The 26,539-nt window shown below is 42.6% G+C and carries 18 protein-coding genes; 8 read left to right on the top strand and 10 right to left on the bottom strand.

Translation table 11 applies throughout. From position 1 onward, the window contains the following. Positions 1-171: 171 nt before the first annotated feature. Positions 172-726, top strand: coding sequence for an aspartyl/asparaginyl beta-hydroxylase domain-containing protein (locus tag AAEY98_RS07795; protein WP_182744123.1), 555 nt, complete (start codon positions 172-174; stop codon positions 724-726). A 35-nt stretch (positions 727-761) separates the two neighbouring features. Here AAEY98_RS07795 and AAEY98_RS07790 read toward each other — a convergent pair whose 3' ends face one another. From AAEY98_RS07790 to yjgA, 4 genes are all read right to left on the bottom strand, one after another. Further along, positions 762-1,652 carry a LysR family transcriptional regulator gene (locus tag AAEY98_RS07790; RefSeq protein WP_351016160.1) on the bottom strand — a complete coding sequence of 297 codons (891 nt, stop codon included), beginning with the start codon at positions 1,650-1,652 and terminating at the stop codon, positions 762-764. A gap of 337 nt (positions 1,653-1,989) precedes the next feature. Continuing rightward, on the bottom strand, positions 1,990-2,391 hold the full coding sequence (locus tag AAEY98_RS07785) for a YajG family lipoprotein (RefSeq protein ID WP_101087673.1): 402 nt from the start codon (positions 2,389-2,391) through the stop codon (positions 1,990-1,992). Positions 2,392-2,682: 291 nt separating this feature from the next. Continuing rightward, entirely contained in the window at positions 2,683-5,163 is a 2,481-nt protein-coding gene (locus AAEY98_RS07780) for an Ig-like domain-containing protein (RefSeq protein ID WP_351016157.1), read from the bottom strand. 46 nt (positions 5,164-5,209) lie between these two features. Then, positions 5,210-5,743: a ribosome biogenesis factor YjgA gene (gene yjgA / locus AAEY98_RS07775; protein ID WP_101087732.1), complete on the bottom strand. Its 534-nt coding sequence runs from the start codon at positions 5,741-5,743 to the stop codon at positions 5,210-5,212. A gap of 159 nt (positions 5,744-5,902) precedes the next feature. Here yjgA and pmbA point away from each other — a divergent pair, with 159 nt between their 5' ends. Together pmbA and AAEY98_RS07765 are read left to right on the top strand one after the other, a co-directional pair. Next, complete coding sequence (gene pmbA / locus AAEY98_RS07770) at positions 5,903-7,282, top strand: metalloprotease PmbA (RefSeq protein WP_351016154.1); 1,380 nt, start codon at positions 5,903-5,905, stop codon at positions 7,280-7,282. A 200-nt stretch (positions 7,283-7,482) separates the two neighbouring features. Next, the gene (locus tag AAEY98_RS07765; protein WP_162024049.1) at positions 7,483-8,850 is read left to right on the top strand and encodes a DUF4397 domain-containing protein; all 1,368 of its coding nucleotides are present in this window, start codon (positions 7,483-7,485) and stop codon (positions 8,848-8,850) included. Positions 8,851-8,986: 136 nt separating this feature from the next. On the opposite strand, the gene AAEY98_RS07760 is transcribed toward AAEY98_RS07765, so the two are convergent. Continuing rightward, positions 8,987-10,426 carry a methyl-accepting chemotaxis protein gene (locus tag AAEY98_RS07760; RefSeq protein WP_351016151.1) on the bottom strand — a complete coding sequence of 480 codons (1,440 nt, stop codon included), beginning with the start codon at positions 10,424-10,426 and terminating at the stop codon, positions 8,987-8,989. 579 nt (positions 10,427-11,005) lie between these two features. Here AAEY98_RS07760 and exeM point away from each other — a divergent pair. Then, the gene (exeM, locus tag AAEY98_RS07755; RefSeq protein WP_101087668.1) at positions 11,006-13,621 is read left to right on the top strand and encodes an extracellular exonuclease ExeM; all 2,616 of its coding nucleotides are present in this window, start codon (positions 11,006-11,008) and stop codon (positions 13,619-13,621) included. A gap of 76 nt (positions 13,622-13,697) precedes the next feature. Here the strand turns inward: exeM and AAEY98_RS07750 are convergent, their stop codons facing one another. Further along, positions 13,698-14,801 carry a phosphoribosylaminoimidazolesuccinocarboxamide synthase gene (locus AAEY98_RS07750; protein WP_351016147.1) on the bottom strand — a complete coding sequence of 368 codons (1,104 nt, stop codon included), beginning with the start codon at positions 14,799-14,801 and terminating at the stop codon, positions 13,698-13,700. Between the two features lie 207 nt (positions 14,802-15,008). On the opposite strand from AAEY98_RS07750, the gene AAEY98_RS07745 reads away from it, so the two are divergent. Next, entirely contained in the window at positions 15,009-15,977 is a 969-nt protein-coding gene (locus AAEY98_RS07745) for a DMT family transporter (RefSeq protein WP_351016144.1), read from the top strand. Positions 15,978-16,439: 462 nt separating this feature from the next. Here AAEY98_RS07745 and AAEY98_RS07740 read toward each other — a convergent pair whose 3' ends face one another. The 3 genes from AAEY98_RS07740 to uvrA all read right to left on the bottom strand — a co-directional run bounded on the left by AAEY98_RS07740 (position 16,440) and on the right by uvrA (position 22,470). Continuing rightward, positions 16,440-18,332 carry a DEAD/DEAH box helicase gene (locus AAEY98_RS07740; protein ID WP_101084976.1) on the bottom strand — a complete coding sequence of 631 codons (1,893 nt, stop codon included), beginning with the start codon at positions 18,330-18,332 and terminating at the stop codon, positions 16,440-16,442. 254 nt (positions 18,333-18,586) lie between these two features. Next, the gene (locus AAEY98_RS07735) at positions 18,587-19,558 is read right to left on the bottom strand and encodes a M20/M25/M40 family metallo-hydrolase (RefSeq protein WP_351016141.1); all 972 of its coding nucleotides are present in this window, start codon (positions 19,556-19,558) and stop codon (positions 18,587-18,589) included. Positions 19,559-19,608: 50 nt separating this feature from the next. Beyond that, the gene (gene uvrA, locus AAEY98_RS07730) at positions 19,609-22,470 is read right to left on the bottom strand and encodes an excinuclease ABC subunit UvrA (RefSeq protein ID WP_351016138.1); all 2,862 of its coding nucleotides are present in this window, start codon (positions 22,468-22,470) and stop codon (positions 19,609-19,611) included. 244 nt (positions 22,471-22,714) lie between these two features. On the opposite strand from uvrA, the gene AAEY98_RS07725 reads away from it, so the two are divergent. Both AAEY98_RS07725 and AAEY98_RS07720 read left to right on the top strand, forming a co-directional pair. Next, positions 22,715-24,082, top strand: coding sequence for an MFS transporter (locus AAEY98_RS07725; RefSeq protein ID WP_101084979.1), 1,368 nt, complete (start codon positions 22,715-22,717; stop codon positions 24,080-24,082). A gap of 65 nt (positions 24,083-24,147) precedes the next feature. Beyond that, positions 24,148-24,876, top strand: a complete 729-nt coding sequence (locus AAEY98_RS07720) for a single-stranded DNA-binding protein (RefSeq protein ID WP_162024042.1) — start codon at positions 24,148-24,150, stop codon at positions 24,874-24,876. A 163-nt stretch (positions 24,877-25,039) separates the two neighbouring features. Here the strand turns inward: AAEY98_RS07720 and AAEY98_RS07715 are convergent, their stop codons facing one another. Further along, positions 25,040-25,786, bottom strand: coding sequence for a phosphatase (locus AAEY98_RS07715; RefSeq protein WP_351016135.1), 747 nt, complete (start codon positions 25,784-25,786; stop codon positions 25,040-25,042). A 278-nt stretch (positions 25,787-26,064) separates the two neighbouring features. On the opposite strand from AAEY98_RS07715, the gene AAEY98_RS07710 reads away from it, so the two are divergent. Further along, positions 26,065-26,283: a DUF6500 family protein gene (locus AAEY98_RS07710; protein WP_162024040.1), complete on the top strand. Its 219-nt coding sequence runs from the start codon at positions 26,065-26,067 to the stop codon at positions 26,281-26,283. Positions 26,284-26,539 lie beyond the last annotated feature (256 nt).

Below are 26,539 nucleotides of genomic sequence, written 5' to 3'. Positions count from 1 at the left end.
GTCTGCGTCTGCACTGCTTAAGATTTTAATGTCTTTACATCAATAAGATAGGGCATGTAGGATTATAATTGATACTTAATTAAAGACGGCCAGAAACTATTGGCAATGATCACTGATTTTTAGCCCAAAATGTGGCTGATAATGCTAATAGTATATTTAGGATTAATGATTATGTTTATTGAAGCCTCTAAATTTTCTTTTGTGAAAGAGCTTGAAGCTAATTGGGAAATAATTCGAGATGAATTTCTCGCACTACCAAATGACTCGTTTGACCCATGGGTTCAACAACAAATGCATGGTCAAGGCTGGAGTGTCTTCGGCTTGTATGCGCTTGGGAATCGTGTTGAAGGTGCATGCGTTAAATGTCCTCAAACAGCGAAACTCGTTGAAAACATCGGCGGCATTTCTCTCGCTGGTTTTTCGCTACTAGCCCCCCATACGCATATAACACCACATGTCGGTTGGGCCAATAATGTATATCGTTTACATCTTGGATTAGTGGTGCCACCTGACTGCAGGCTTCGTGTTGCCAGCGAAACCCGTTATTGGGAAGAAGGTAAATGTTTAATATTTGATGATACTGCTGAACATGAAGCTTGGAACGATTCTGCTCAATATCGTGGCACATTAATGTTGGATTTTCTTCGGTCGGATATTTGTTCCTTCACAGAAGATATGGTGCCAGACGACGTTCGGCAATACGCTGAACAGCTATTGAAACGATAATAAACAGTGTAATAAATTCATTATCAATCTAATTATTAATGACTTTCATCATGGAAACTTTTGAGGATCCAATCGATCAGTAATTGCACTTCTGGTCGATGTTGTTCATTGGTGTGGCGGATCAAATAATAGCGATCATGGCTAAAAAGTGGATGAGGAAATAATGGTAGAAGGGTGCCATTATCGAACCATGCTTGGCTGATGGGTAATGGAATGAGTGCAATGCCTAATCCTTGTTCTGCAGCGCGGGCGACACTGAACATACTGTCTAGTTGAATTATCTGCTTAGGCTGAAATGCATCAAAGCCAACATTTTCGGCCCATTGATGCCAAGCGTAAGGTCGAGCTTTATGCAATATTAATGGCACCTTAGTTAATGCTTTAAAACCTTGTGAAGACAATTCAGCATGCAGTTGTGCATTACACGCAGGGATATAAGTGATTGGAAATAAATCATACACATCGGCATTCGTTTGTTGTTTACCAGAGAGCATAATGGATACATCAGTGTGCTTAATTGTATCGCTACGCGACTTAATGGTTTCGAGCTTAAGATTGATGGTGGGATATTTAGATGACCAACCAATGAGTTTAGGCATAAACAGTTCACTGGCAAAGAATTCTGGCATTGAAATACTGACTTCGAGCATTCTGTCTGACTGGTTAAATTCACTGACTGTGTTGACTAATTGCTGCATGACCGGCTCGATGGCCTGGTAAAAGCGTGCGCCCACTTCGGTCAATGTCACCGCGCGGGTTTGACGAATAAACAAGCTCTGGTTTAGTGATTCTTCTAACTGTTTAATCTGATGACTTACCGCCGAAGGGGTTAGATACAATCTTTTAGCGGTTTCTTTAAAACTTAAGCATTCAGCAGCGACGCAAAAACAACGTAGGCCGCGCATGGAGGTGTGTAAAGGGATCATTCAATTCTCAACAAGGACAGTTTATCAACTCACTTCCCCTCGATGATAATCAATTATGATGACATCTGTAATGCATGCGGGTCGACTACTGAGTAATAGTTTAGTGAGACTAGGAGCTATTCTTGAAGAGAAAGCAAGGATTAGACCAGTAGTTAAAATCTAATTTAAACATAGTGTTAACTAATTTTATAAAAATTGATTGAGTTGCTCTGGTGCTGAATAAACCTTGTTCGCACCAATTTGGTGCTAACTGATGTTACGTTATCTCAACTGAGATAACGAAATGGATTAATAGATAGGTAGGTAAGCAGGGCTAGCGCTTAATTAATATGTCTAATTAGAAGTACAGTGTTTCTTGCTTGGTGCCATCGATAAAAATGTCGCATTTATCTGCAGTGCTCGATTTTGCTGATTGAACAATGCTAGCAACAATACCAAAGCTTCCACCTTGATCTCCGAGTACCGAACCAAAGTAACAATCACCTTTAAATTTCATATCTTTAAAGTTTGCATTAAGATTTTGGGTAGGCGTCATTGGCGGGAATCGACCCTGCATGATCGGGTCACCATTAGCGGTCAATAGCAGTTTATTATTTGCTTTATCATACGATCCGCCAAGCACGAAAGTTTGGTCATTGACGACAACCGTTTTGTTTTGAGCCACGATTGGTGGTTTAGCGGCACAAGCGGTGAGTAGTACACCTGCAGTTATAGTAAGAAGTAGAGAAATTTTGCGCATTATTATTCCTTAGTATGCGTCGAGAGTCGTAAATCGGTCCCTCGTAATAGTAAACTAGCCCTGTTTACAGATGCTATTGATGGTATCGAAACGCATAATGTTGAGCACTATTTAAGGCGCGAACATAACGTCAGCTAGAAAAAATAGTTTTTATTTCAACAGCATATCAATTAAATACCGTATTGCACGTCTTATTGTACCAACATATTTGTGAATGCCAAGTATAAAAAAGCCTGCTGAAGTAGCAGGCTTGAAGGATCGATATATATTATAGGAGTGAGAATATTGAGCTTATGACAAGGTCACATCAAATATCAATTTAGTTACCACACCTTTAGGCGTAGTTGCTGTCAGTGTGACTTGGCTTGCGCCTGGTGTACCATTATTTTTCAAGGTAAATGAGGTTGATGTTCCTCCTGCTGAACTCTTGTTAGGTACGGTATAGCCAGATAACTGCAATTCACCTTCGGTGTTAGTAACGGTTAAGGTTGTACCTGAAGGTAATATTTGATTGGCGCTATCAGTGATTACCACATCAAACTTTGCCGTTTCATCTAGTGCAATAGGTTGAACATCAGTGTCGTAATCATTAATCACGCTGCCATCTTGGCTAACGACAAAATTAGCTTCAGAGCCTGACATTGTTAATACTAATGCTTTACGGATATAAGTACTCATAGCCGTGCTATCACATAATGCACCTTGGCATTGTGGGCCGTTAAATTGACCGTCAGCTAATTGGTATGTGTTGCTCGCTTGAATATTAAAGTACGGTTCAGCTGAATCATGGGTGCGAGATTCGTTGTCATCTCTAAAGGCGTCTGGCAAGTCAACAAAACCACCGTCATGGTAAGTTTCTACATCCATGCCGTTGCCACTGCATGCTACTGACGTTGTGCCGCTTAAGCAGCCGTTAACCACGCCACCATCAGCATCGTCAAATACATTGTTGCCATTGGTATCGAAGAAGGTTTCGTGTCCTAGCGCATAAGCCATAATCGTTACACGATGGTCACTTACCCGTGGTGATGCCGATGTCCAAATGACGGAACATTTTCCGTTTTCTATGGAACACGATGGTTCAATTTGACCACCTTCAGCGGTAAAGTTGATGGTAGTGTCGTCTGGTGCAGGGTTTGCAAAACTGTCAGAGGCATAAGCTGTAATGGTAACTTGTTCGCCGTTGTAGTCGCCCGCTTCAGGGTTGCCATTTGATCTTGAAATACTAAAACCAAGCTGTTGTGGCAAGCCGGTATTGACGGTCAGCTGTTCTGATTGGCTGGTAATGGTTTGGTTAGTGTCGGCGTCTGTGGTTGATGCCACCACTCTTACCGGGGTTGGAATGGTGCCAGCTTGCACTCGCACACTGACTAATCCCTGGGAATTGGTAATACTGCTGTCGGTCACTTCACCATTAGCAAACCGCAGACCGCCAACACTGGTGTCTAAGCTGAAATTAACCGTTTGTTGTGCTGCCGGCTGGCCATTAGCACTGGTGACTAAAAAGGTCACTAACGATGATTCTGTTGAACCGGTACCACCAGAACCTTTGATACGAATTTGGCTTGGATCAGCTGACACAAAGCTCACATTAGATAATGTTTGACGGGCTAAGGTAAAAGGCAAACTTGCATTTAAACTAGCGCCATTAACCGTTGCTGTCGCGATGATGATGTCATTACGTTCGCTGTTGCCACTGCAGCTGACATCTGAAAAGGTTGAGCTGGCAGAACCTGATAAGCTAGTAACAGGTGAATCAAGTGTGGCGTTGTCATTGGTAGAACAGTCAGAACTAAAGCTGATGCTGGTTGGGCTTTGTAAGCGTGTAAATGTGCCATCGGTGTTTTCGGTAACTAACGTAGCGCTAATCCCAAAGGTGCCACCGGCACTAATGCTATAACTACCATCAGTTGTTGCGACTAGCGTTGTCGCTAATTCACTTTCAACAAACTCACCATTAGCATTATACGAGCCCATCTTAACATTACCATTCGTGGCAATATCGTCAGACGCTAACACTTCAAAAGCGCTGCTGCTGGTAAGAGTACTACCTTGATATTCGGTGGTAGCAGTTAACAGGCTCGCACCTAACTCTGCCTCGGACGGTGTGTAGTTTAGCGTAGCAATACCTGAGGATTTTGTCAGTGCAGTTGCTGGCGCTAACGTAGCGCTACCGGCATTGAATGTCACAATTTGGTTAGCAATAGCTTGATTATTACTGTCAGTAAGCAAGGCATTGAGCTGAACTGTTTGATCAATATTAAAGCGGGTAATAGGGCCGGTAGCATCACTTATCGAAGCGGTTAATTTAATCGCTTCGACAGAGATACTGGTGTCATATTCTTTAAATTGATAATTGCGAGTCGCACTAACAGCATCTGCATCACTTGGAGAGTAAGTTGCGCTAAGCGTGCCAGCGTCGGTACTACTTGATGTGACCAGAGTTGTCGCAAGACCAGAAGATAAGGTTAACACCGTGGTAGGTGATATTGTTGCATTGGTGGTGCTAAAAGTAATGAGCGCTCCACTAACGTTAGTACTACCAATTTTGAGATGTGCAATGGCACAAAAGCTACCATCAAGATCAAAAATCAGTGAGTCAGTATTCGCATCACATTGGCCATTGACAATATTTTGATAGCTGACGGCAATACTATAATTACCACTCAGTGTGTCAGTATCGGTGCCGTCCGCGGCACCGTTACAACCGGTAAATAACAGCACTGAAGTTAGTAATAACAATAGTGTGCGAGTCATCATTTTTAGCCGCATTAGCAACATCCTTATTCTATTAAACAGACTATTTTTGAGATGGACCCTAGTCTTTTATTTCAGATCTTAAATACTTATATAGCTCTTTAGACGATTTTGATTCTGGGTTTTTAGCCAGTTCTTTATTCGCTTGGCGGATCAGTTGACGCATTTTTTGACGATCAAGTTGTGGGTGTAAATCCAGTAATACTTGGACTTCATCGTCGCCATTCGCTAATAAACGTTCACGCATTTTTTCAAAAATCTGTATTTGAGCGGCTTCATTATTGTTTTTGTTCAACACTTTATCCAGTGCTGCTTCAATAGGTTCATGCTCAAAGCCACGCATTAATTTACCAATGTATTGTAAATGGCGGCGATAGGCTTCAGTTTTTTGTTTAATCAGTTTTGTTTTTAGAATCGCATCATATAGAAATTCATCTAAACCCATTTTGTCTAATTGAGTTTTGCTCAGGGCCACTAAACGCATGCCAAGTGCTTGAGCATCCTCACTTTCTTTTTTAACGCCTGTTCTGCTGACATAGTTGTCATCATTATCATAGGGCTGCTGAAATAGCTCAGAATCGCCAACAATTTTCATAGTCATAAACCTCAAGTCAATATGCATTAATGATAGCATTTATTTGGCCTAGAATATGCAGAATTTATTGATGATCAACTGCGATATAAATGCGCGGTTATCAATCGCCAATTGAATTTGATATGCTAGCGTCAATTAGACTAATCAAAGAGTAAATTTGTGGCTTCTCATCCTTCTTCAGCGCATAGCGCAACTGAACCAACACCTAGAATTGATTCTGAATTATCGGCGTTAAAAGACGCGGTATCTGTCGCATTAGAATATGCGAAAGAGTTAGGCACTTCGGCCGCTGAAGTGGCTATCAGCAAGCAGCAAGGTTTGTCGGTTTCAACCCGTGAAAAAGAAGTTGAAACCGTTGAGTTTAATAAAGACGGTGCGTTGGGCATTACCATTTACCGTGATGGTCGCAAAGGCAGTTCATCGACCTCAGACTTAAGCCCTGAAGCAATTCGCCAAGCGGTAAAAGCGGCCGATGGCATTGCAAAATATACCTCAGAAGATCCTTTTAGTGGCTTGGCTGATCCCGCTTTGATGGCGCAAGATATTCGCGATTTGGAGTTATATCATCCACAAGATATCGATGCTGAAGAGCTCGCACAGTTGGCCATTCGGGCAGAAGAAGCCAGTTTATCGGTTGATAGCCGTATACGTAACTCAGACGGCGCGAGTGCCAATGCTCATACTGCCGCTAGGGTTTATGGTAACAGTCATGGGTTTCTTAACGGCTATTGCAGCTCTCGCTACAGTTTAAGTTGTGTTGTAATAGGCCAAGAGTCTGATGGCAATATGCAGCGCGACTACGACTATACGGTTGCCCGTAAATATCATGATTTACTGTCACCTGAAGCGGTTGGTTTGCAAGCGGCAAACAAAACCTTAAGCCGTTTGGATGCCCGTAAAATAGCCACGGCGAAAATGCCAGTGTTATTTGCTCCTGAACTTGCCACAGGCTTAATGGGACATTTAATTGGCGCGATTAGTGGCAGTAGTATTTACCGTAAGTCAAGCTTCTTAATGGAAGCTCTGAATACTCAAATATTCCCAGACTGGTTTAGTATTGAAGAACAACCGCATTTAATTGGCGCACTGGCCAGTGCTAACTACGACAGTGAAGGCGTGGCAACCCAAGACCGTCGTATTATTGATCGTGGCCAACTAGAAACTTACTTACTAACCAGTTATTCGGCGCGTAAATTATCGATGACCAATACAGGCCATGCTGGTGGTATTTATAACTGGACCCTAAGCCATTCAAATCAAACCTTTGATGACTTGGTTAAAGCCATGAATACCGGCTTAATTGTTACGGAAGTGATGGGCCAAGGCGTTAATGGCGTTACTGGTGATTATTCACGTGGCGCGGCAGGTTTTTATGTTGAAAATGGCGAAGTGTTGTATCCAGTAGAAGAAATTACTATCGCGGGTAATTTAAAAGACATGTTTATGGGAATACAAGGCGTAGGTAAAGATCGCGATTTACGTTCATCAATCCGCACCGGCGGTATTTTACTGAGCGAGATGAAAATCGCGGGTAATTAACTCCTTTTGCTGAAAAATGCATTTATGGTTTAAATGCAAAAAGAATTAAAGCCTCTTATCTAATTGATAAAGAGGCTTTTTTTTAACTTTAATTTGGCTCTTTACGCTTTATATCTTTACTTTACCTTTCTTGACAGTCGTTTACAGGCAAGGGTTGTCATAACTCTTGCAAATGTAACTAGATGGTTAATGGAGTAAATATGTTTAACAAAAAAATAAGTCGATTGATGATGGTGTCTGCAATGGGAGCCTTGTTACTAGGGTGTGGCTCAGACAGTGAAGAAAGCAGTGATGATGTCGCTTATGTACAGTTTTATAATGCATCACCTAATAGCACATCGACTTCGTTAGTACTGGATGACTATTCATATACGGCGGTTGATTTTGCTGATGCAATGCCGCGCTATGCTTATAGTACAGGGAGCACTGAACTGGAAATTTATGGTCAAGACGAAGATAGTGAAACGGTAACCGTTTACAGCGATACTGTTGATTTAGCGAGCGACTCGAACCATTTGTTTGTACTTTATGGTGATTATCACGATCCAGAACTATTGGATATTAACTATTCACGCGATGAAATGGACGAGTTAAATGCCGACGATGATAATGACTACAGCAAAATGGAAGTGCTAGTGGCTAACGTAGCGACTGATGAAGGTACTTTTGATACCTATATTTCACTTGATACCCAAACCATTGACCAAGCGGTGATGCTGGGTAATGTGCCGTATAGCAGTTACACCAGCGAACAGATATTCGATACTGATGATTATATTGTCTATCTGACCGAAACCGGCACTAAAAATGTGCTCTACACCACAGGTAGCATGAGTTTAACCTCCGAAACCGCCTATAAACTGATTATTCGTAACAGTTTTGGTGCAGGTGATATTAACGTCACTATCGACAGTATTGACTCAACCACAACGCCTGTCACTTACGCCGCGTTAGAGGCAACTGCCGATTACCGGGTGTTTAATGGTTTAGAAACGCAAAGCATTGATGTTGATATTGCCAGTAAGCAAGAAACACAATACTTGTATGGTATTTCACCCTTCACAGTAACGGATTACCAATCAACATCGTTTAATGATTATGGTATCACCACTAAAGATGCGACCAGTAAAGCCAAGTTGTTCGATAACTTGTTGGTAACGTTTAACCAAGATGAAGTGAAGTCTTTACTGATTTATCAGCAAGAAGACAGTTCTGTTAAAGGTATGGTGATCGAGCAAGACTTACGACCTCGAGCTTTTGAATATAAAGTCGATGTGGTGAATTTAGCTTACGATTATGATGACCTAACCGTGTATTTTGTCCGCGCTTCAGAAACCATTGAAACCGCCGAATATACCTTAACGGATTTAGATTTTGTCGAAAAACTCAGCCTGACATTGCCTGAAGATGATTATGAAATTAACATTGTTTACGAAGCCGATAATGGCACGCAAACCTTAGTTTATCAGTCTGATTCAATCAGCTTTGATGGCGACAGTAATTATACTTTTGTGCTGACTCCAGACAGTACAAGCGCTTTAGGTCATAGACTGACGTCATTACAGTAATATTAAGTTGAATTAACCGTGAGTTAAGCTACTGCTTATTAAACATAAAAAAGCCGATATCATCGATATCGGCTTTTCATTTAGCGCTTATAATCAAATAAACATACAAACTAATAAGTTATAATCTGAGCTGAGATTAATTAGTACGGTATCGACTAAGAATTTTACCCAAATCAGCTGATGCTTTTGCTAGATCTTTAACACCACTTGAAGACTGTTGCGATAAGCCTCTAATAATATTTGATTTCTGTCTTATGTCCGTCAGCTCTTTTGCAATGTCATTGGCCACTGCACTTTGTTCTTCTGACGATGTAGAAATTTGGAAACTCATGTCCATAATTGAATTCGCAGATTCAGAAATGGCATTAATATCGGTTCCAATATTAGTAATTAGATCGCTACTGGTTTGTGCTTGTTTGACAGTATCTTGAGTAATGCTGTCAATATTGAGTGTTTCACTTTGCAGTAATTCAATCATTTTATGAATTTCAACCGTCGCAGCTTGAGTACGACCCGCAAGGGTTCTTACTTCGTCGGCAACCACCGCAAAACCACGGCCCATTTCACCTGCACGTGCCGCTTCAATTGCTGCGTTTAATGCCAGTAAGTTGGTTTGATCTGAAATAGCATTAATGGTGGTGATGACTTCATTAATATTGGTCGCGTTAATTTTTAGGGTATTGACTGAGTTTGATGTTTGTTCAATGTAGGTCGATAACTGCTTAATTTCATTAATCGCACGCTTAGCTCGGTCATAACTCTGACGCGTATACTCTGAATCTTGTTCAACACGTTGAGTTGAATTTCGAGCGATATTAGAGACTTCAGCAGCTGATGCCGTCATTTCTTCCATCGCGGTAGCAACCGAGTCAAGTGAAGCATATTGTAAATCAATTTGTTCAGCGCTTTGTACTGCTTCATTGGCGAATGAGCTCGAGGTTGTTTGCAATGTATCGGCACTTTTCTTCACCGCGACAACGAGATCGGTTAATGTGTCCATGGCTTTATCAAGTGCGCAACCAATGGTGCCAAATTCATCACGACCAGGATGGAAGCCTAAACGAGAGGTTAAATCACCTTTAGCAATTTTTTCCGTGGTATCCCATAACACCCAAAGTGCACCGCCAAGGAACGTGGCCGTCCAATAAATCACTACTACAAAAGGCAATACCCATAAAAATGACATTAACAGTGATATCAAAGCAGCTTGTTTTGCGCTGGCTTCTTGTCCAGAAACCGATTCGCTCAGGGTATAATATTGGTCATCTAATGCATAAACGGCAGTAATAGTATCTCGTTGGCGTGAACTTGTTTGTGAACGTCCTGAGACTTGTAAATCTAATGTTGAAGCTTGTTCTAGTTGGCTCGTGGCATCAAGTGCTTGAACCATAGCTGCTGTTTTTTGCTCTAAAACCAGTAATGATTGCTGTTCTATATTTTCAATTTTATTAACGTAACTACTAATCGATACACTAGATAAAATAATCAGGAACAGTCCGAAAATAGCCCAGAACTTATCGTTAATGGACATTTTGATGAAAAGTTTATCGATATTTCTGAAATCAACTTGTTTCATGGTTTGAGCACCTAAACCGGTAAAGATAATAAATTCAAATACTAGATGAGCTTTTAGTATATTGATACTAAATAGTCAGCTTAATAATATTTTGTTGTGACCAACATGACATCGAGTCATGATCAATATCGACAATAACTCACATACCTTAAGTGATTTATTGGTTTTTATTCATGGTGTATTCAACATACTACGAGTGTTGGTGGTCAATGTTAGCGTAATAATCGGGTAAAAACCTTACATTTTCAAGATGATTCCATGACATGAATTAAAATATCAAACAGTATGTTGTCATTTTTTTATTTTTTTGAACAATAAGTGTTACAAAATCTATATTTTTTAACAACCACCCCGTCAACGCTTGTTTTTACGCTAAATGTTGTTTTAGTTGAGGTATTTTTGATTTTATTTATCATCGTTTTCTAATTAAAACAAAATTACTTGATAATCAATCAGATAGTAAATTTGTTTACCCCATTAATGTGATCAATGTTCTTTTTTCTGTAAACAAACTTTGGGACAATCGCCCCGCATATTACAAAAAAATAGCATTTATATTACAAAATATGGGGTTAAAAAATGAAAGGACTGACTAAACTAACGGCGGTTTCACTCGCAGTAGCCGCTGCAATGCCGATAATGGCAAATGCAGAGGTGTTAATTAGTGAATACGTTGAAGGTAGTTCAAACAACAAAGCGATTGAACTGTATAACAACAGTGACGTTGCAATTGATTTAACAGGCTACAAATTAGTACGTTACAAAGACGGTGACTCTGCAGCGCTTGATATGGTGGAATTAACTGACACTATTGCCGCTAAAAGTGTCAAAGTCATTTTGCATTCAAGTGCAGCGATTACCTTGCCAGCCTCAACCGACTCGATGACCGGTAACTTATACTTTAATGGTGGCGATGCTGTCGGCTTATTAAAAGACGGTGTGTTGGTTGATGTTGTTGGTGACATTCCAACACCAGCAGGTTGGGGGTTTGACACCACATTCCAGCGTAAATTAGACGCCTTAACTGCCAGCACCACTTATGATGCCAGCCAATGGGTCACATTAGATAAAGACACCTTTAGTGGTTTAGGCTCGCTTGATACCGCAGTAACACCAGAGCCAACAGTATTTACCTGTAATGGGGCCACACTGACCAACATTTATGATGTGCAAGGTGCAGGTGACTCTAGTCCATTAATTGCCGATGGTAGTTATGAATCGGCTAATGAAGTGACCATAAAAGGGATTGTTACTTCTAGAAGCGACAGTTTATACAAAGGCTTCTTTATTCAAGACATGCAAGGTGACAACTCACCTTATACTTCAGACGGCATTTTCGTCTACTTGAACGAAGCTGCACCAGATACTATTCAGCCAGGCACTGAAGTGTGTGTGCAAGGTAAAGTAAACGAGTATTACGGCTCGACTCAGATTAACCTTAAGGACGATCAAAAAATTGAAGTTGGCGCATTAGGTGAAGTGCCTCTAGCCAGTGCATTTTATGTTGCCGATGGCGAAACCCTAACGCAAGCATTAGAGCGTGTTGAAGGCATGAAAGTAGTATTAGATGCGGGTAGTGAGATGAAAATCACCCGTACCTTTAGCTACGATTATGACGGACGTCGTAACAATATGGTGTTGTCACATAAAGCGCCATTAATGAAACCAACTCAAGTATTTGAGCCAAACTCAGCAGATTCTATTGCACTGGCTCAAGCTAACGCGGTGAACCAGTTATTTGTTGAATCTGATTTCAAAGCGAAGGATGGTGAAGTACCTTATTTCCCAGAGTTTAACGCAGAAACGGGTTACATTCGTGTTGGCGATCAATTGACTAACCTTGAAGGTGTGATCGGTTATAGCTACAACGCATTCCGTATTTTACCGACCAACATAATTACTGCTGGCGATTTTATCCGTGTAAACGATCGTACCGATGCGCCTACAGTGGCAGATATGGGCGACATTCGCGTAGCGAGCTTTAACGTGTTGAACTTCTTTAATGACGTTGTTGGCGGTGATGCTAATCCATCAAACAGCAATCGTGGTGCATTAATCGAAGAAGAAATGGTGTTGCAGCGTACTAAAATAGTGAATGCGCTTGTCGCCATGAATGCTGATGTTGTTGGCTTAATGGAAATCGCTAACAATGGCTTTGGCGAGTTAAGTGCCATTCAAAACCTTGTAGATGCATTGAACGCAGAATTAACTGATGATCAAGCGTATCGCTTTGTTGAAATTGAAGATGCTGATAAGTATGAAGACAAATTCATCGGCAGTGATGCGATTACAGTTGGCATGTTATATCGCCCAGCCCGTATTACATTAGACGGCGCGGCAAAAGTGATTGCGACGCCAGAACAACATGCTGCAGAAGGTGCGCAAACCCGTGAGAAAGATGGAGTTGTTGAGCAAAGCCCGAGTTATGAAAAGTTCCAACGTCATAGCTTAGTGCAAACCTTTAGCATTAACGATGAAAAGTTAACTGTTGTGGTTAACCACTTAAAATCGAAAGGTTCAGGCTGTATTGAAGACTGGGCTGAATTTAACGAAAACGCTGAGCCAGCAGACTTGCAAGGAAAGTGTAATGCATTCCGTGTATCAGCAGCCAAAGTACTCGGTGAGTCACTAAAAGATGTTGCTGGTGATGTACTGGTTATTGGTGATTTAAATGCCTACGGCAAAGAAGATCCGGTAGCAGTATTAACTGATTACGATGCCTCAACTACAGATCATGTTATCCGCACTGCATCGTGGACTACCTTAAACGGTAAAGTGTACGAGCGTGAAGGCAGCGTGATAGATAAAGGTTATGGTTTAATTAACTTAAACACTCAAGCACATGGCGCAGCCACTTATTCATATAGTTACAGTGGTGAATTAGGTAATTTAGACCATGCTTTAGCCAATGAGAGTTTAGCGGCTAAGTTAGTCGGTATTGACGACTGGCACATTAACTCAGTTGAATCTAACCTGTTTGAATATGGTAGCAAGTACACCGGAGATCTGGTTAAAACTGAAAGTCCATTCTCAGCTTCAGACCATGATCCAGTGATTATTGCATTAAGCTATCCTGCGCCAGTAACGCCAACTCCTACGCCAACACCAGAGCCTGTTCAAGACAGTGATGGTGGTAGTTTAGGTTACTTTGCATTGATGTTATTAGGTGCTCTAGGCTTACGCCGTCGCAGTTAATTATTGTTAACTGCTCAAGCACTAATAAAAAAGGATGACTGTTAAGTCATCCTTTTTTTTGAATATAGAGTGAACGTTACACGATCAAATCATACTGCTCACGTAGCACTTTAATAATGTCCGCTTTTGGGTTGGCTGGTAATGGAATACTTGAACCAGTGACTTTTTCTGCAACACCAATATAAGTGCGCGATACATTCATCATCGCGTCTAATGGTAAGTCGTTGTCACGAGCAAGTGCTTCACGCTCTGGCATTCTGTCTTTGTTTAACAAAATATCGGCATCGTCGAAATGGTTTAACAAGAACTGACGAAAACCTTCTTTTGAATTTTCAACAATCTTGCCCTCGCGATAAGCGGCCCCGTCCCAAATGCGTGATGAGTCAGGCGTACCGACTTCATCCATGTAAATCAGTTTTGATTGGCCATTTTTGTCATTGACGTAGCCAAACTCAAACTTAGTATCGACAAACACTTGATCAAGCTTTGCTAGCGCATCTGAAATTACTTTAAAGCCTTGCTTTAGCAAGGTTTCATACAAGTCGATATCTTGTGGTTTTTCAAATCCAAAGGCTTGGTAGTTAGCTTCAATATCGCTACGGCTAATGTTAACGTCATCTTGCGCAGGCACGCCCGGGATGCCGGTTAAGATTCCTTTGGTGGATGGGGTGATCATTAACTCTGGCAGTTTTTGATCTTTGCTTAACCCTTCTGGCAAGGTGATACCACAAAATACCCGCTCGCCTTTTGAATAAGCACGCCACATTGAGCCGGTAATATATTGGCGACAAATCGCTTCGACTTTAATTGGGCGAGCTTTTTGCACTATCCATACAAAAGGGTGCGGAATATCTAGAATGTGGCTGTCAGCTAAACCATTTTCGGCGAATAAACCAAACCAATGATTTGAAATCGCATTCAGTGCAGCGCCTTTACCTGGAATACCCTGCAAGTTACCTTCGCCATGAAAAATACAATCGAACGCCGAGATCCTGTCGCTGATCACCATAATTGCTAGCGGAGTATCTTCAGGTACATCGTAACCTTTGTCGCGGATTAAGCGGCGACTGTCTGTGTCGGTTAACCAGTAAACACTGCGTACTTTGCCACTGTGGACAGGCTTGTCGGTACGGATAGGTAAATCATTGTTCACGGCAAGAACGGAATCGGCAAGATTCATGCGAGTGTTCCTTAGGTAGTAGGGTACATAGGTTTTTATGGCGGCTATTTTACCTGCATTCAAAGCGTTTGCACGATAAAAGGAGGGGTTGAAATAGGCTTTTTTGTTATGCGAACAATCAAGGGTAAGGTTAACCTTTCTTGATAAAGACTTTATTGGGTTATTCAGGCAGAATTCACGCCTTAATGATGTGATGGATAAACCAACGTGAACAGTGAACAAGAAAGCGCGAATGCCCGTTTAGGACTGATATTTGTTTCTATAGCAGTATTTTTCTGGGGTATTTTGCCTATAGCATTAAAGCTATCAGGTGGATTCATTACACCAGTTACTCTGACCTGGTTTCGGTTTGTCATGGCGTTAGTCGTGACCTTGTTAATTCAATGGCGCTTAGGTGCATTACGTCAATTTGTCGGTTTACCTTCATTAGTATGGTTGAAATTGGTGCTCGCTGGCGTGCTGTTGATGTGCAATTACGTGTCGTTTGTTTATTCGTTGGGATATCTAGCTCCTGGTACTGCACAGCTTAACTTCCAAACCGCGCCTTTCTTCTTGGCATTTGGTGGGGTGTTGTTTTTCAAAGAGCGTTTTAATGCATTTCAGTTAAGTTGTTTTGCCACGCTTGGACTGGGCATGCTGATGTTTTTCCATCCGCAGTTCGATTTAAATCAAGCAAGTGATCATCAAGTGTTGGTTGGGATTATGATTGTGCAGTTTTCGGTGATGTCGTGGACCAGCTATGCTTTGTTACAAAAGTCGGTGAGCCAACGACTGTCACCCAGTAATGTACTGTTATTTATTTACGCATTAGGCATTGTGCTTATGGCGCCATTTAGTGACTTTAGTCAGTTTGAAGCTATGACGCTCGATCAATGGTGGATAGTACTTTTTTGCGGCGCCAATACTTTGATTGCGTATGGCTGTTTTGGTCAAGCTTTACATTATTGGCCAACCGCGCAAGTGAGTGCGATGTTGGCATTAACACCGGTATTGAGTTTTACTGCGACAGAAGTTGTGGTCAATCTTGGTTGGTGGAGCGGAGTATTTGCCGGTGCCGATATTGATGTATTGTCATTTGCTGGCATCGTTATGATTGTGTGTTCGGTGTTTGCCGTGCAAATTGTCCCCTTGTATCAAAAGCGTAAACAGGCCAAAGCGTTCAGGACTGTATTGTAACACTTTGGTGAAACGGATTATCACTAGGGTCGCTTCGCTGCTAGGGCGGACTGCGTCCTGCTAGGAAATGATAACAAGCGATAACAAGCGAACGCTGCGCTCACGGATAAAGCGGTCTAGCACCTAGGCTCTCGGCTTGTCATCTCTTAATCTCTCTCGTCACCGCTTGCTATCTCAGGAATAGGGACAGCTTCGCTGCTAAGATTTTATAGCATCTAGCCGCGCAGCGTCCTAGCAGCGTAGCGATCTAGGCTCTTGCTATAGAATCTAGCCGCGTAGCGACCTAGAGCCTAGAACCTAGAAATAGTGATATTAAACAGGTAATCGCCACGTTAATGGATGTTAATTATTTTTTAGACTTATTTTGTAGGATAGAGAATAGAGAATAGAGAGTAGAGAGTAAAAGCGGAAAACAAAAATGGAGCCCTTAGGCTCCATTTTTTGTGTCATTCAACTGAATGATTAACCGTTGTCACGTGGCTTACGTGGACGACGCTCTGCACTTGCAGGGCGGTCACTAGCCGGACGATCACCCGCTGGGCGGTCAGTACGTGGACGGTCACTGCGAGCACGATCACTACGTGGGCGACGTGGAGCGCCTGCGCCGCGAGTCGTGTCAGCAAACACTTCATCACCCGCTTCACGAATGTTTAAAGGACGACCACACACACGCACTTTTCTTAGGTGTGAAAGGATGTCTTTAGGCATTCCGTCTGGTAAATCAACGGTTGTGACTTGATCAAATAATTGAATTTGACCAATGAAACGGCTATCGATGTTTGCTTCGTTAGCGATAGCGCCAACGATATTACCTACACCAACACCATTTTCACGACCTACATCGATAACATAACGATTCATTTTAACGTCTGGGTTATCTTTTAAGCCTTCTGCATCACCAAAGCTATTTGGTGCTGGACGGCTACTACGCTCGCCACGGTCACTGCGTTCACGACGTGGACGGTCGCTGCTACTATTGCGATCACCACGGTCACTACCACGATCACTACGCTCGTCACGTGAATCACGTTGACGTTCGGTAATCGTTGGTAACTGTAGTGGACGCTCTTGCTGTACTTGTTGTAACAATGCAGCAGCCAGTAAATCTGTATCAACTTCAAGCTGTTGACATAATTCAGCTACAGCGTTTTTCATGAAATCTAAGTCACCGTTAATGGTTTCTTGGATTTGCTCGCCTAAACGAGACAAACGACGCTCTGCAACTGATTCAGGGCTAGGCACTTTCATTGGCGAAATACGGCTGTTTGTAGCGCGTTCGATAGTGCGTAACATGCGCATTTCACGATTGGTTACAAATAGGATTGCCATACCAGTACGACCAGCACGACCTGTACGACCGATGCGGTGAACATAGGCTTCTGAATCATAAGGAATATCGTAGTTTACTACGTGTCCAATACGTTCAACGTCTAGACCACGTGCCGCAACGTCAGTCGCGATTAAAATGTCTAACTTGCCGCGCTTAAGCTGCTCAACAGCACGCTCACGTGCTTGTTGATTCATGTCACCATGCAATGGAGATGAAGCATAACCACGGGCTTCTAATTTTTCTGCTAATTCAACACAGCTGTTACGGGTACGAACGAAGATGATAATACCTTCAGTATTTTCAACTTCTAAAACACGTACTAACGCTTCTAGTTTATTGTGTTGTGATACTTGCACATAACGTTGGTCGATAGACTCAACAGTTGTCTGGCTAGACGCTATGCTGATGTTCACTGGGTTTGTTAAGTGCTTAGCTGCAACGCGCTTAATTTGCTCAGGCATAGTGGCAGAGAATAATGCAAGTTGGCTGTCAGTAGGCTTGTGCTCTAATACCCATTCGATATCATCGATGAAGCCCATTTTTAGCATTTCATCGGCTTCGTCTAATACTAAGGCTTTTAGATTATCTAGCTTTAATGTGCCACGACGCATGTGATCCATTACACGACCAGGAGTACCAACAATCACTTGTGGTCCACGCTTAAGGGCGTTTAATTGTTGTTGCATGCTTTGACCACCGTAAATCGGTAGTACGTGGAAGCCTTTCATGAATTTGGCATAACTACCAAATGCTTCGGCAACTTGAACCGCTAATTCGCGGGTTGGTGCTAACACTAAAATCTGTGGAGCATTGATTTTCATGTCGATTTTGTTTAGTAAAGGCAGGGCAAACGCGCCTGTTTTACCGGTACCGGTTTGTGCTTGACCGATAATATCTTTACCAGCCATAAGCGGGTCGATACTAGCAGCTTGAATAGGAGTTGGGTTTTCATAACCTAACTCGTCAAGCGAACGCAACAAAGACTCAGACAGGCCGAGTTCGCGGAAAGTTCTTTCAGATGACATTGAGTTGTAGCCTTGTGGATGCGCACGAAGTTCGGAAGCTCGTGCTAAAGTTTCACAGACAGAAAATCAACCCCGTGTCGATTTCCCGCGCCGATAAGGGGGCGTATTATAGCAGCAACAATGCTAGTTGACCACGTAAAAACTGAAAATAAACATTAAATTGCCTATTCTAGTTTAAGATTGGCCTGATTCTTGATTTTTAAGATTTGTTAATTGATTGAAAAATGAACATTTGTTGGCGTGAATTAGGCTGTTTATGGGGCCTTGGTCAGCTTATCGATGCTGAGCATTTGATATACTGTTTCAGCAACTGCCACAATAAAGTCGATGTCTAACGTGGCTATTGTGTCGTCGGCCGTATGATATTGCGCATGGGGTGGCACGCCAAAATACACCCAGGAGTAGCCGGCTTTATGAAATGGGTAATGGTCTGACGCTCTGAGCCAATCACTTTTTTTCATCCGCCCACTTAGTAAATTTGTGTGATGAGTGCGAATACATAATTGGGTTTGTTGCATCAACAATGGTTTGATTGACTCAAAATTTGACAGATTTTTTTGCCCTTCCATGTAGATTGCTCTACGACGATCTGGGTGGCCTATCATGTCCAAGTTTACACTTAGCTCAATGTCCATCTGTGGGTATTGCTGCAATAACGTCACTAATTCATAGCTGCCATATAAACCTGGTTCTTCAGCGTCGGTTGCCACAATCATCAAATTAACATCATCTAACGGCGGATTCTTCTGCCATTGGGCTGCTATTGCCATCATTCCGGCAATGCCTGAGGCATTATCATCAGCACCTGGATACATTTTACTGGCCGTTTGACCTAAGTGATCATAGTGCGCGGTAATCACTCGCCATCGGTTTGAGCTATTTTTGGCCGCAATAGTGGCAATAATATTGACCCCAGAGACGGTCGAAAATTGATGTTGAAAACTAAACGGGACGGCAAAATTTGGCTGCCAGGGTTGTAATCCCACTTCTGTAAATCGTTTAATTAAATACTCTTGAGTGAGGCGGGCGCCTTCGGTGGTTGTCTTACGGCCTTGAAATTCAGTGGAACTCAGTATGGTGATATCTTCAGTGATTTGGCTATGGGCGCTAGACCAAGAGGTGATAATAGCTGACGAGCATTGCTGAGGAGTTTGGCTACAGGCACTGAGTAAGCCGCCCAATAACATCATAGCCAATACCTTAAGGTGAATTTGAGTAGTAAACATAGTGTGTCCTCCTCTTATTCACCTAAGGTTTGGTATTTGATCTCAGCGTGTTATTTGGCTTTTTTAGCCTTTACCCGTTTATTGTGAAGCGCCAACATCGGCTTTAGGAATCTCGCGGTATGAGAATCTGGGTGCTCTGCTACTTCTTCTGGGCTGCCTGCGGCTAAAATCATGCCGCCGCCAGCACCACCTTCAGGGCCTAAATCGATAATCCAGTCTGCGGTTTTAATCACATCTAAATTATGCTCAATCACCACAACAGTGTTGCCATGAGATTTTAAGCGATGCAATACTTCTAACAATAGTTGAATATCGGCAAAGTGAAGCCCTGTAGTGGGTTCATCTAAAATGTATAAGGTTTTACCTGTATCGCGTTTAGACAGCTCTTTGGCCAGTTTAACGCGCTGAGCTTCACCGCCAGATAAGGTGGTCGCGCTTTGCCCTAAGCGAATGTACGACAAGCCGACATCCATTAAGGTTTGCAATTTACGTGAAATAGATGGAATCGCATCAAAATAGCCACGAGCGTCTTCAACCGTCATTTGCAGCACTTCGTGAATGTTTTTGCCTTTGTATTTTACTTCTAAGGTTTCGCGGTTATAACGCTTGCCTTTACACGAATCACAAGGCACATAAACATCAGGTAAAAAGTGCATTTCCACTTTAATTAACCCATCACCTTGGCAGGCTTCACAACGACCGCCCTTGACGTTAAACGAGAAGCGACCCACTTGATAACCACGGGTGCGCGATTCTTGTGTGCCAGCAAACAGTTCACGTATTGGGGTGAAAATACCCGTATAGGTGGCAGGGTTCGAGCGTGGCGTGCGGCCAATAGGGCTTTGATCAATATCGACTACTTTATCGCAATGATCCATGCCTTCAATACTTCTGTAGGGCGCAGGTTCGTCCACGGTAGCGCCATTGAGCATCCGATGGGCAATTTTAAAGAAAGTGTCGTTAATCAGTGTCGATTTACCTGAACCCGATACGCCAGTAACACAGGTAAACAATCCAACTGGAATGGTTAAATCAACATCTCTTAGGTTATTACCCGATGCGCCAAATAACTGAATCACCTTTTTCGGATCGATAGGGGTGCGCTGGTCACTAATGTGTATTTGCTTTTTACCGGAAATATATTGGCCCGTAACCGACGCTTCACAGTTAAGAATATCTTCTAGCGTACCGTCACAAATGACTTCACCGCCATGTACACCGGCACCTGGGCCAATATCGATAATGTGATCGGCTAAGCGAATCGCATCTTCATCGTGTTCAACCACAATCACGGTATTGCCTAAATCACGAAGATGGATCAGGGTTTGTAATAAACGTTCGTTATCGCGTTGATGCAAACCAATTGAAGGCTCATCAAGCACGTACATCACGCCCACTAAACCCGCTCCAATTTGGCTGGCTAGGCGAATACGTTGCGCCTCGCCACCCGATAAGGTTTCAGCTGAGCGCGACAAGCTTAAATAGTTAAGCCCCACATTGACCAAGAAGCCAAGGCGTTGACTGATCTCTTTTAAGATTTTCTCGGCAATTTGCGCACGTTGTCCTTCAAACACTACGGTGTCGAAGTATTGTTTAGCTTCGCCAATCGACCAAATGGTCAGTTGCGGTAGGTTTAACTCACCAATAAATACGTTACGGGCTTCTTCACGTAAGCGCGAACCACCACAACTATTACAAGGCTGCATATTAATAAATTTAGACAGCTCATCGCGTACCGAGTTACTTTCGGTTTCACGGTAACGGCGATCCATATTATTCAAAATGCCTTCAAACGGATGGTTACGGATCACAACATCGCCGCGGTCATTAATGTACTTAAAGGCAATGTTTTGTTTGCCAGAACCATATAAGACAATCTTTTTAACTTTGTCGCTTAGTTCGGCATAAGGCTTCTCAACGTCAAACTTATAATGTTCAGCTAATGAACTGAGCATTTGGAAATAGTAAAAATTACGTCTATCCCAGCCTCTAATCGCGCCGCCAGCTAATGAGAGTTCATCATTAGCAATGACTCGCTCAGGGTCAAAAAACTGCTGCACACCTAAACCATCACAAGTTTGACAAGCACCGGCCGGATTGTTAAACGAGAAAATACGCGGCTCAAGTTCGGCCATCGAATAGCCACAATGCGGACACGCGAAATTAGCTGAAAATATCAGTTCTTCGGCTTTGCTATCATCCATACTGGCAATTTTTGCAATGCCACCAGATAATTCTAAAGCGGTTTCAAACGACTCAGCCAAGCGCTGTTTCATGTCTTCGCGTACTTTGAAGCGATCGACAACCACTTCAATGGTATGTTTGATGTGTAAATCTAATGTTGGAGGATCGGTTAAGTCACATACTTCACCGTCAATACGGGCGCGGATGTAGCCTTGTGCCGATAAGCTTTCCAGCAACTTAACGTGCTCACCTTTACGGTCGTTAACCACTGGCGCAAGCAGCATTTGGCGGCTGTCTGCCGGCATCGCCAACACTTTATCCACCATTTGGCTGACCGTTTGCGCTGACAACGGCTGATTATGCGTTGGGCAGCGAGGCTCGCCCACACGGGCAAACAACAAGCGTAAATAGTCATAGATTTCGGTAATGGTACCGACGGTCGAACGTGGATTGTGCGAGGTTGATTTTTGTTCAATTGAAATGGCAGGGCTAAGGCCTTCAATATGATCTACATCGGGTTTTTCCATTAAGCTCAAGAATTGACGCGCATACGCCGACAGCGATTCGACATAACGACGTTGGCCTTCTGCATACAAAGTATCGAAGGCTAATGATGATTTTCCTGAACCGGATAACCCAGTTATCACAATAAGTTTGTCACGGGGAATGGTTAGATTGATGTTCTTAAGATTGTGGGTTCGGGCACCGCGTATTTCAATTTTATCCATCTATATCACTCTATGACTTATGTAAAACAAAACAGCGATCAGTATCGCATAGTTTGTTGGGGGACTTCATATCAATTTTGACTATGTTGGTTTCATGGTACGCATAAAACTCAGCTAAAGTTTAACATGCGCAGATAAAACACCTTATATCAAAAACTGTGATTTCCTTTTGAGCTAATTTCTGGCGCTGTGATAATATGCGCACCTTATAATATTGTTGAATTACTTATCGAAGGGCAACAGCATGGCCAGTAATGGACTGTCGGGTATGGAGAAAAAGGTCGCATTTTCGTTAGCCAGTGTGTTTGGTTTACGAATGATGGGATTGTTTATGATTATGCCTGTCTTCGCGCTGTATGGTCAGCACCTTGAAGGCTTTTCACCGCTATGGGTGGGTATTGCCATTGGTGCTTACGGATTAACCCAGGCTTTTTTACAGATCCCAATGGGCATTTTGTCCGACAAATACGGACGTAAGCCGATTATTCTTGGTGGCTTGGTATTGTTTGCCATTGGTAGTTTAATTGCCGCATCATCGGATCACATTTACGGGGTGGTGTTTGGTCGTGCAGTACAAGGTATGGGCGCAATCGCTGCCGCCGTGTTAGCGCTTGCCGCCGATTTAACTCGAGACGAGCAACGCACTAAAGTCATGGCGATTATCGGCATGTGTATTGGCTTTTCATTTGCCTTGTCATTATTGGTCGGGCCTATTGTGGCGCAATACATGGGCTTAACGGGGTTGTTTTTATTAACCGCAGTTCTGGCAGTATTGGGCATGTTAATTGTGCAGTTTTTTGTTCCCAATCCTATTAGCCAAGCGCCTAAAGGCGATACGGTCGCCACTCCGACAAAATTAAAGCGTATGTTGTTAGACCCGCAGTTATTTCGCCTAGATGCAGGTATTTTTATTCTGCACTTAGTGCTAACCGCGGTGTTTGTTGCATTGCCGCTCGATTTGGTGGATGCCGGTTTAGTCAAAGAAAAGCATTGGATGCTGTACTTCCCCGCTTTTGTTGGTGCATTTTTCTTAATGGTGCCGTTAATTATCATTGGGGTGAAACGCAACAACACCAAAACCATGTTCCAGTTGTCGTTAATGATCATGATGGTGTCACTTGCCGCGATGGGGCTTTATGCCGATAACCTTTGGGTGTTAAGTGGCGCTGTAGTGCTATTTTTCACCGGCTTTAATTACCTTGAAGCATCATTGCCAAGTTTGATTGCTAAGTTTTGTCCTGTCGGCGATAAAGGTTCCGCTATGGGCGTGTATTCAACTAGTCAATTTTTAGGCGCATTTTGTGGCGGCATGTTAGGCGGCGGAGCTTATCAGCTCGTCGGCGCATCTGGGGTGTTTTTTGTTGCGCTAGGGCTAATGTGTGTGTGGTTATTTTTGACCCTCGGCATGCAAAAGCCTGTGTTATTGAAAAGCTATACGCTTGAAGCTACAGTAAAAGATAGAAGCGATGCACAAGATATGGCCAGTAAATTGTCACAGTTAATCGGTGTTGTAGAGGCCATTGTGGTGCTCGAAGAGAAAGTGGCTTATTTAAAGGTCGATGATAAATTCAATTTAAGCGAAGCGCGAGCTGTGTTAGGCTCTGTGAATTAGATCGTGTAGATCATTCAGCTTAGTATTCAGTTAAAGTAAACAGATAAAAATCTCAGGAGATTTCGATGGCTAGTCGTGGTGTGAATAAAGTGATTTTGGTCGGTAACTTAGGTAAAGATCCTGAGGTTCGTTACATGCCAAACGGCAATGCTGTTGCCAACTTTACTATAGCGACAAGTGAGTCGTGGAAAGACCAGCAAGGTCAAATGCAAGAACGTACCGAGTGGCACAACATTGTTATGTATCGTCGTCTTGCGGAAATTGCTGGCGAGTACTTAAAGAAAGGCTCTAAAGTTTATTTAGAAGGCAAATTGCAAACCAGTAAGTGGCAAGATCAGACTACCGGTCAAGACCGTTATAAGACTGAAATCAACGCTATGGAAATGCAAATGTTAGACAGCCGCAACTCAGGTGATAATGCCGGTGGTGGTCAGTATCAAGGGCAAGGTCAAAGCTCTGGGCAAAACGCCGGACAAAATATGGGACAACAACAGTCTCGTCCTGCACCAGCACCTCAAGCTCGTCAGCCACAAGCGCAATACAATCAAACTGCGCCTGCTGCAGGTAATGAAGCTTACCAAGCTCAGCCTAATGCTGGCCAGCAAGGTGGTGGTTACCAGCAACAATCTGCGCCAGCGCAACAAGCTGCACCTGCTTATGCACCAAAGCCAGCCGCTGCACCTCAGGGTAATTTCCAACCACAAAATGCTCCTGCACAGCGTCCAGCACCACAGCCACAACAAAACTTCACTCCAGATTTAGATGAAGGCTGGGATGACGATATTCCGTTCTAATTTTCACTAGAGATTACATAATCCAATGTGTTGATTAAAACTTTTAAGGCCTGCTTTTGCAGGCCTTTTTGTTTTCTACGTTAGAGAAGCAACGAGACTGACTCTGCCAGCAGTATCTTTATGGTGTAAATATCACTGTGGCAGTTTTAGGATATAAAATGTTTTATTCAATTAAAACAGAGTATTCATCAAGTGACTTATGACCTCTTGCCGTCAGAAAGCTCAACAACGCTTCGGGGCTACGGTTCAGTAAGCGTTCAATTGGAAACCCCACTGTTTCAATGACCTCAATGGCTTTTTCAAACTCGCCTAAGCTAAAAGCAACATGCGAGTCAGAACCCATAACGAGCAGTCCACCTGCTACTTTTACTGCATTGGCGATTTCAATACAGTTACATGTACTGCCTTTTCTCGACGTCAAAAAAGAGGAGTTATTTATCTCTAGCGCCACGTTATGTTTGGCAGCGGCAGAGGCGACGCGCTTAATATCGATTGGATAAGCAGGGTTGCCTGGGTGAGTAATAATGTCGACATTACCACTTTCAATACAGTTGATGAGTGCAGTAGTGTGAGCCTCTTTAGTCGATGGTGGGAACACGGGTTCATGGAACCCTGCCAACACAATATCGAGCTCTTTTAAATAATCACCAAAAAAATCAATCTCGCCATGTTCATTTTTGATATTCGCTTCAATGCCGCGCAGCACGCCAACACCGTCAACAATTCTAGGTAACACTCTCATATTTACAAAGTGCCAAAAATGGGGCGCATCAGCCATATCTGGGCCATGATCGGTAATGGCGAATAACTTGATACCTTTGGCTTTCGCAACACAAAGGTAATCATGGAAGGTACTATAAGCGTGAGTTGACGCTATAGTATGCGCGTGAATATCAACAAGGAATTTCATGGCGAGTCTCGTTCTCTGAATCAAAAACAGTAGGCATCAAGTCTACGCTGTTAACTGGGCTTTCTCTATGATCACTTTTGTTGATTACTTGCAGCAGGTATTGAGGCATATTGTCGAAGATGCCTTGGCGTTATACATGGCTGTTTTCCGGCATTTTTAGTGAGCCAATCGGCCGCACATGATATTAACGATGTTGTAAGGCATTTGATATGAAATAGGCCGAATGTTGTCACTTTGCCTTATATATTCCACTTCTTAACCCGAGTTGAGGCTGAATAATGAGAGATGAGTTAAGAGCGAAAATTATTGCCGTGTGTGATAAAAAAATTGCGGCGAAAGGCGATAACGTCGGTTTGTCATTTTATGCATTTTTTGCCAACAAAAATGATAATCCTCAATTGCTGATGGAAGCGGCAACATGGTGGATTCAAACACACCAATTGGATCATTTTGTGAAGGCCCACAAAATTAAACAAATGATTCATAATGGCTTGTAATAGTCTGAATAAATTATGTGCGGCGGAGCAATACTGACCAATATTCAATAAGTAACCGATATATAGATTAAGTCATGCCTTAATGATTAAGCTTAATCGCTTAACGGGTTTTTAGATGACACAAGTCGTTTTTGAACGATCAATCAAAATTGTACTAATAGTTTTGACCGTTTTAATGTTATATTTTCACTCTTGAGTGACATTAACGATATTAAATGTCGTGCTTAATACCGATATAGTTAGCAGATATTTTTTG

The organism is Shewanella sp. AC91-MNA-CIBAN-0169, assembly GCF_040310165.1.
GTDB lineage: Bacteria > Pseudomonadota > Gammaproteobacteria > Enterobacterales > Shewanellaceae > Shewanella.
This window is presented reverse-complemented; position numbering and strand designations above follow the sequence as displayed.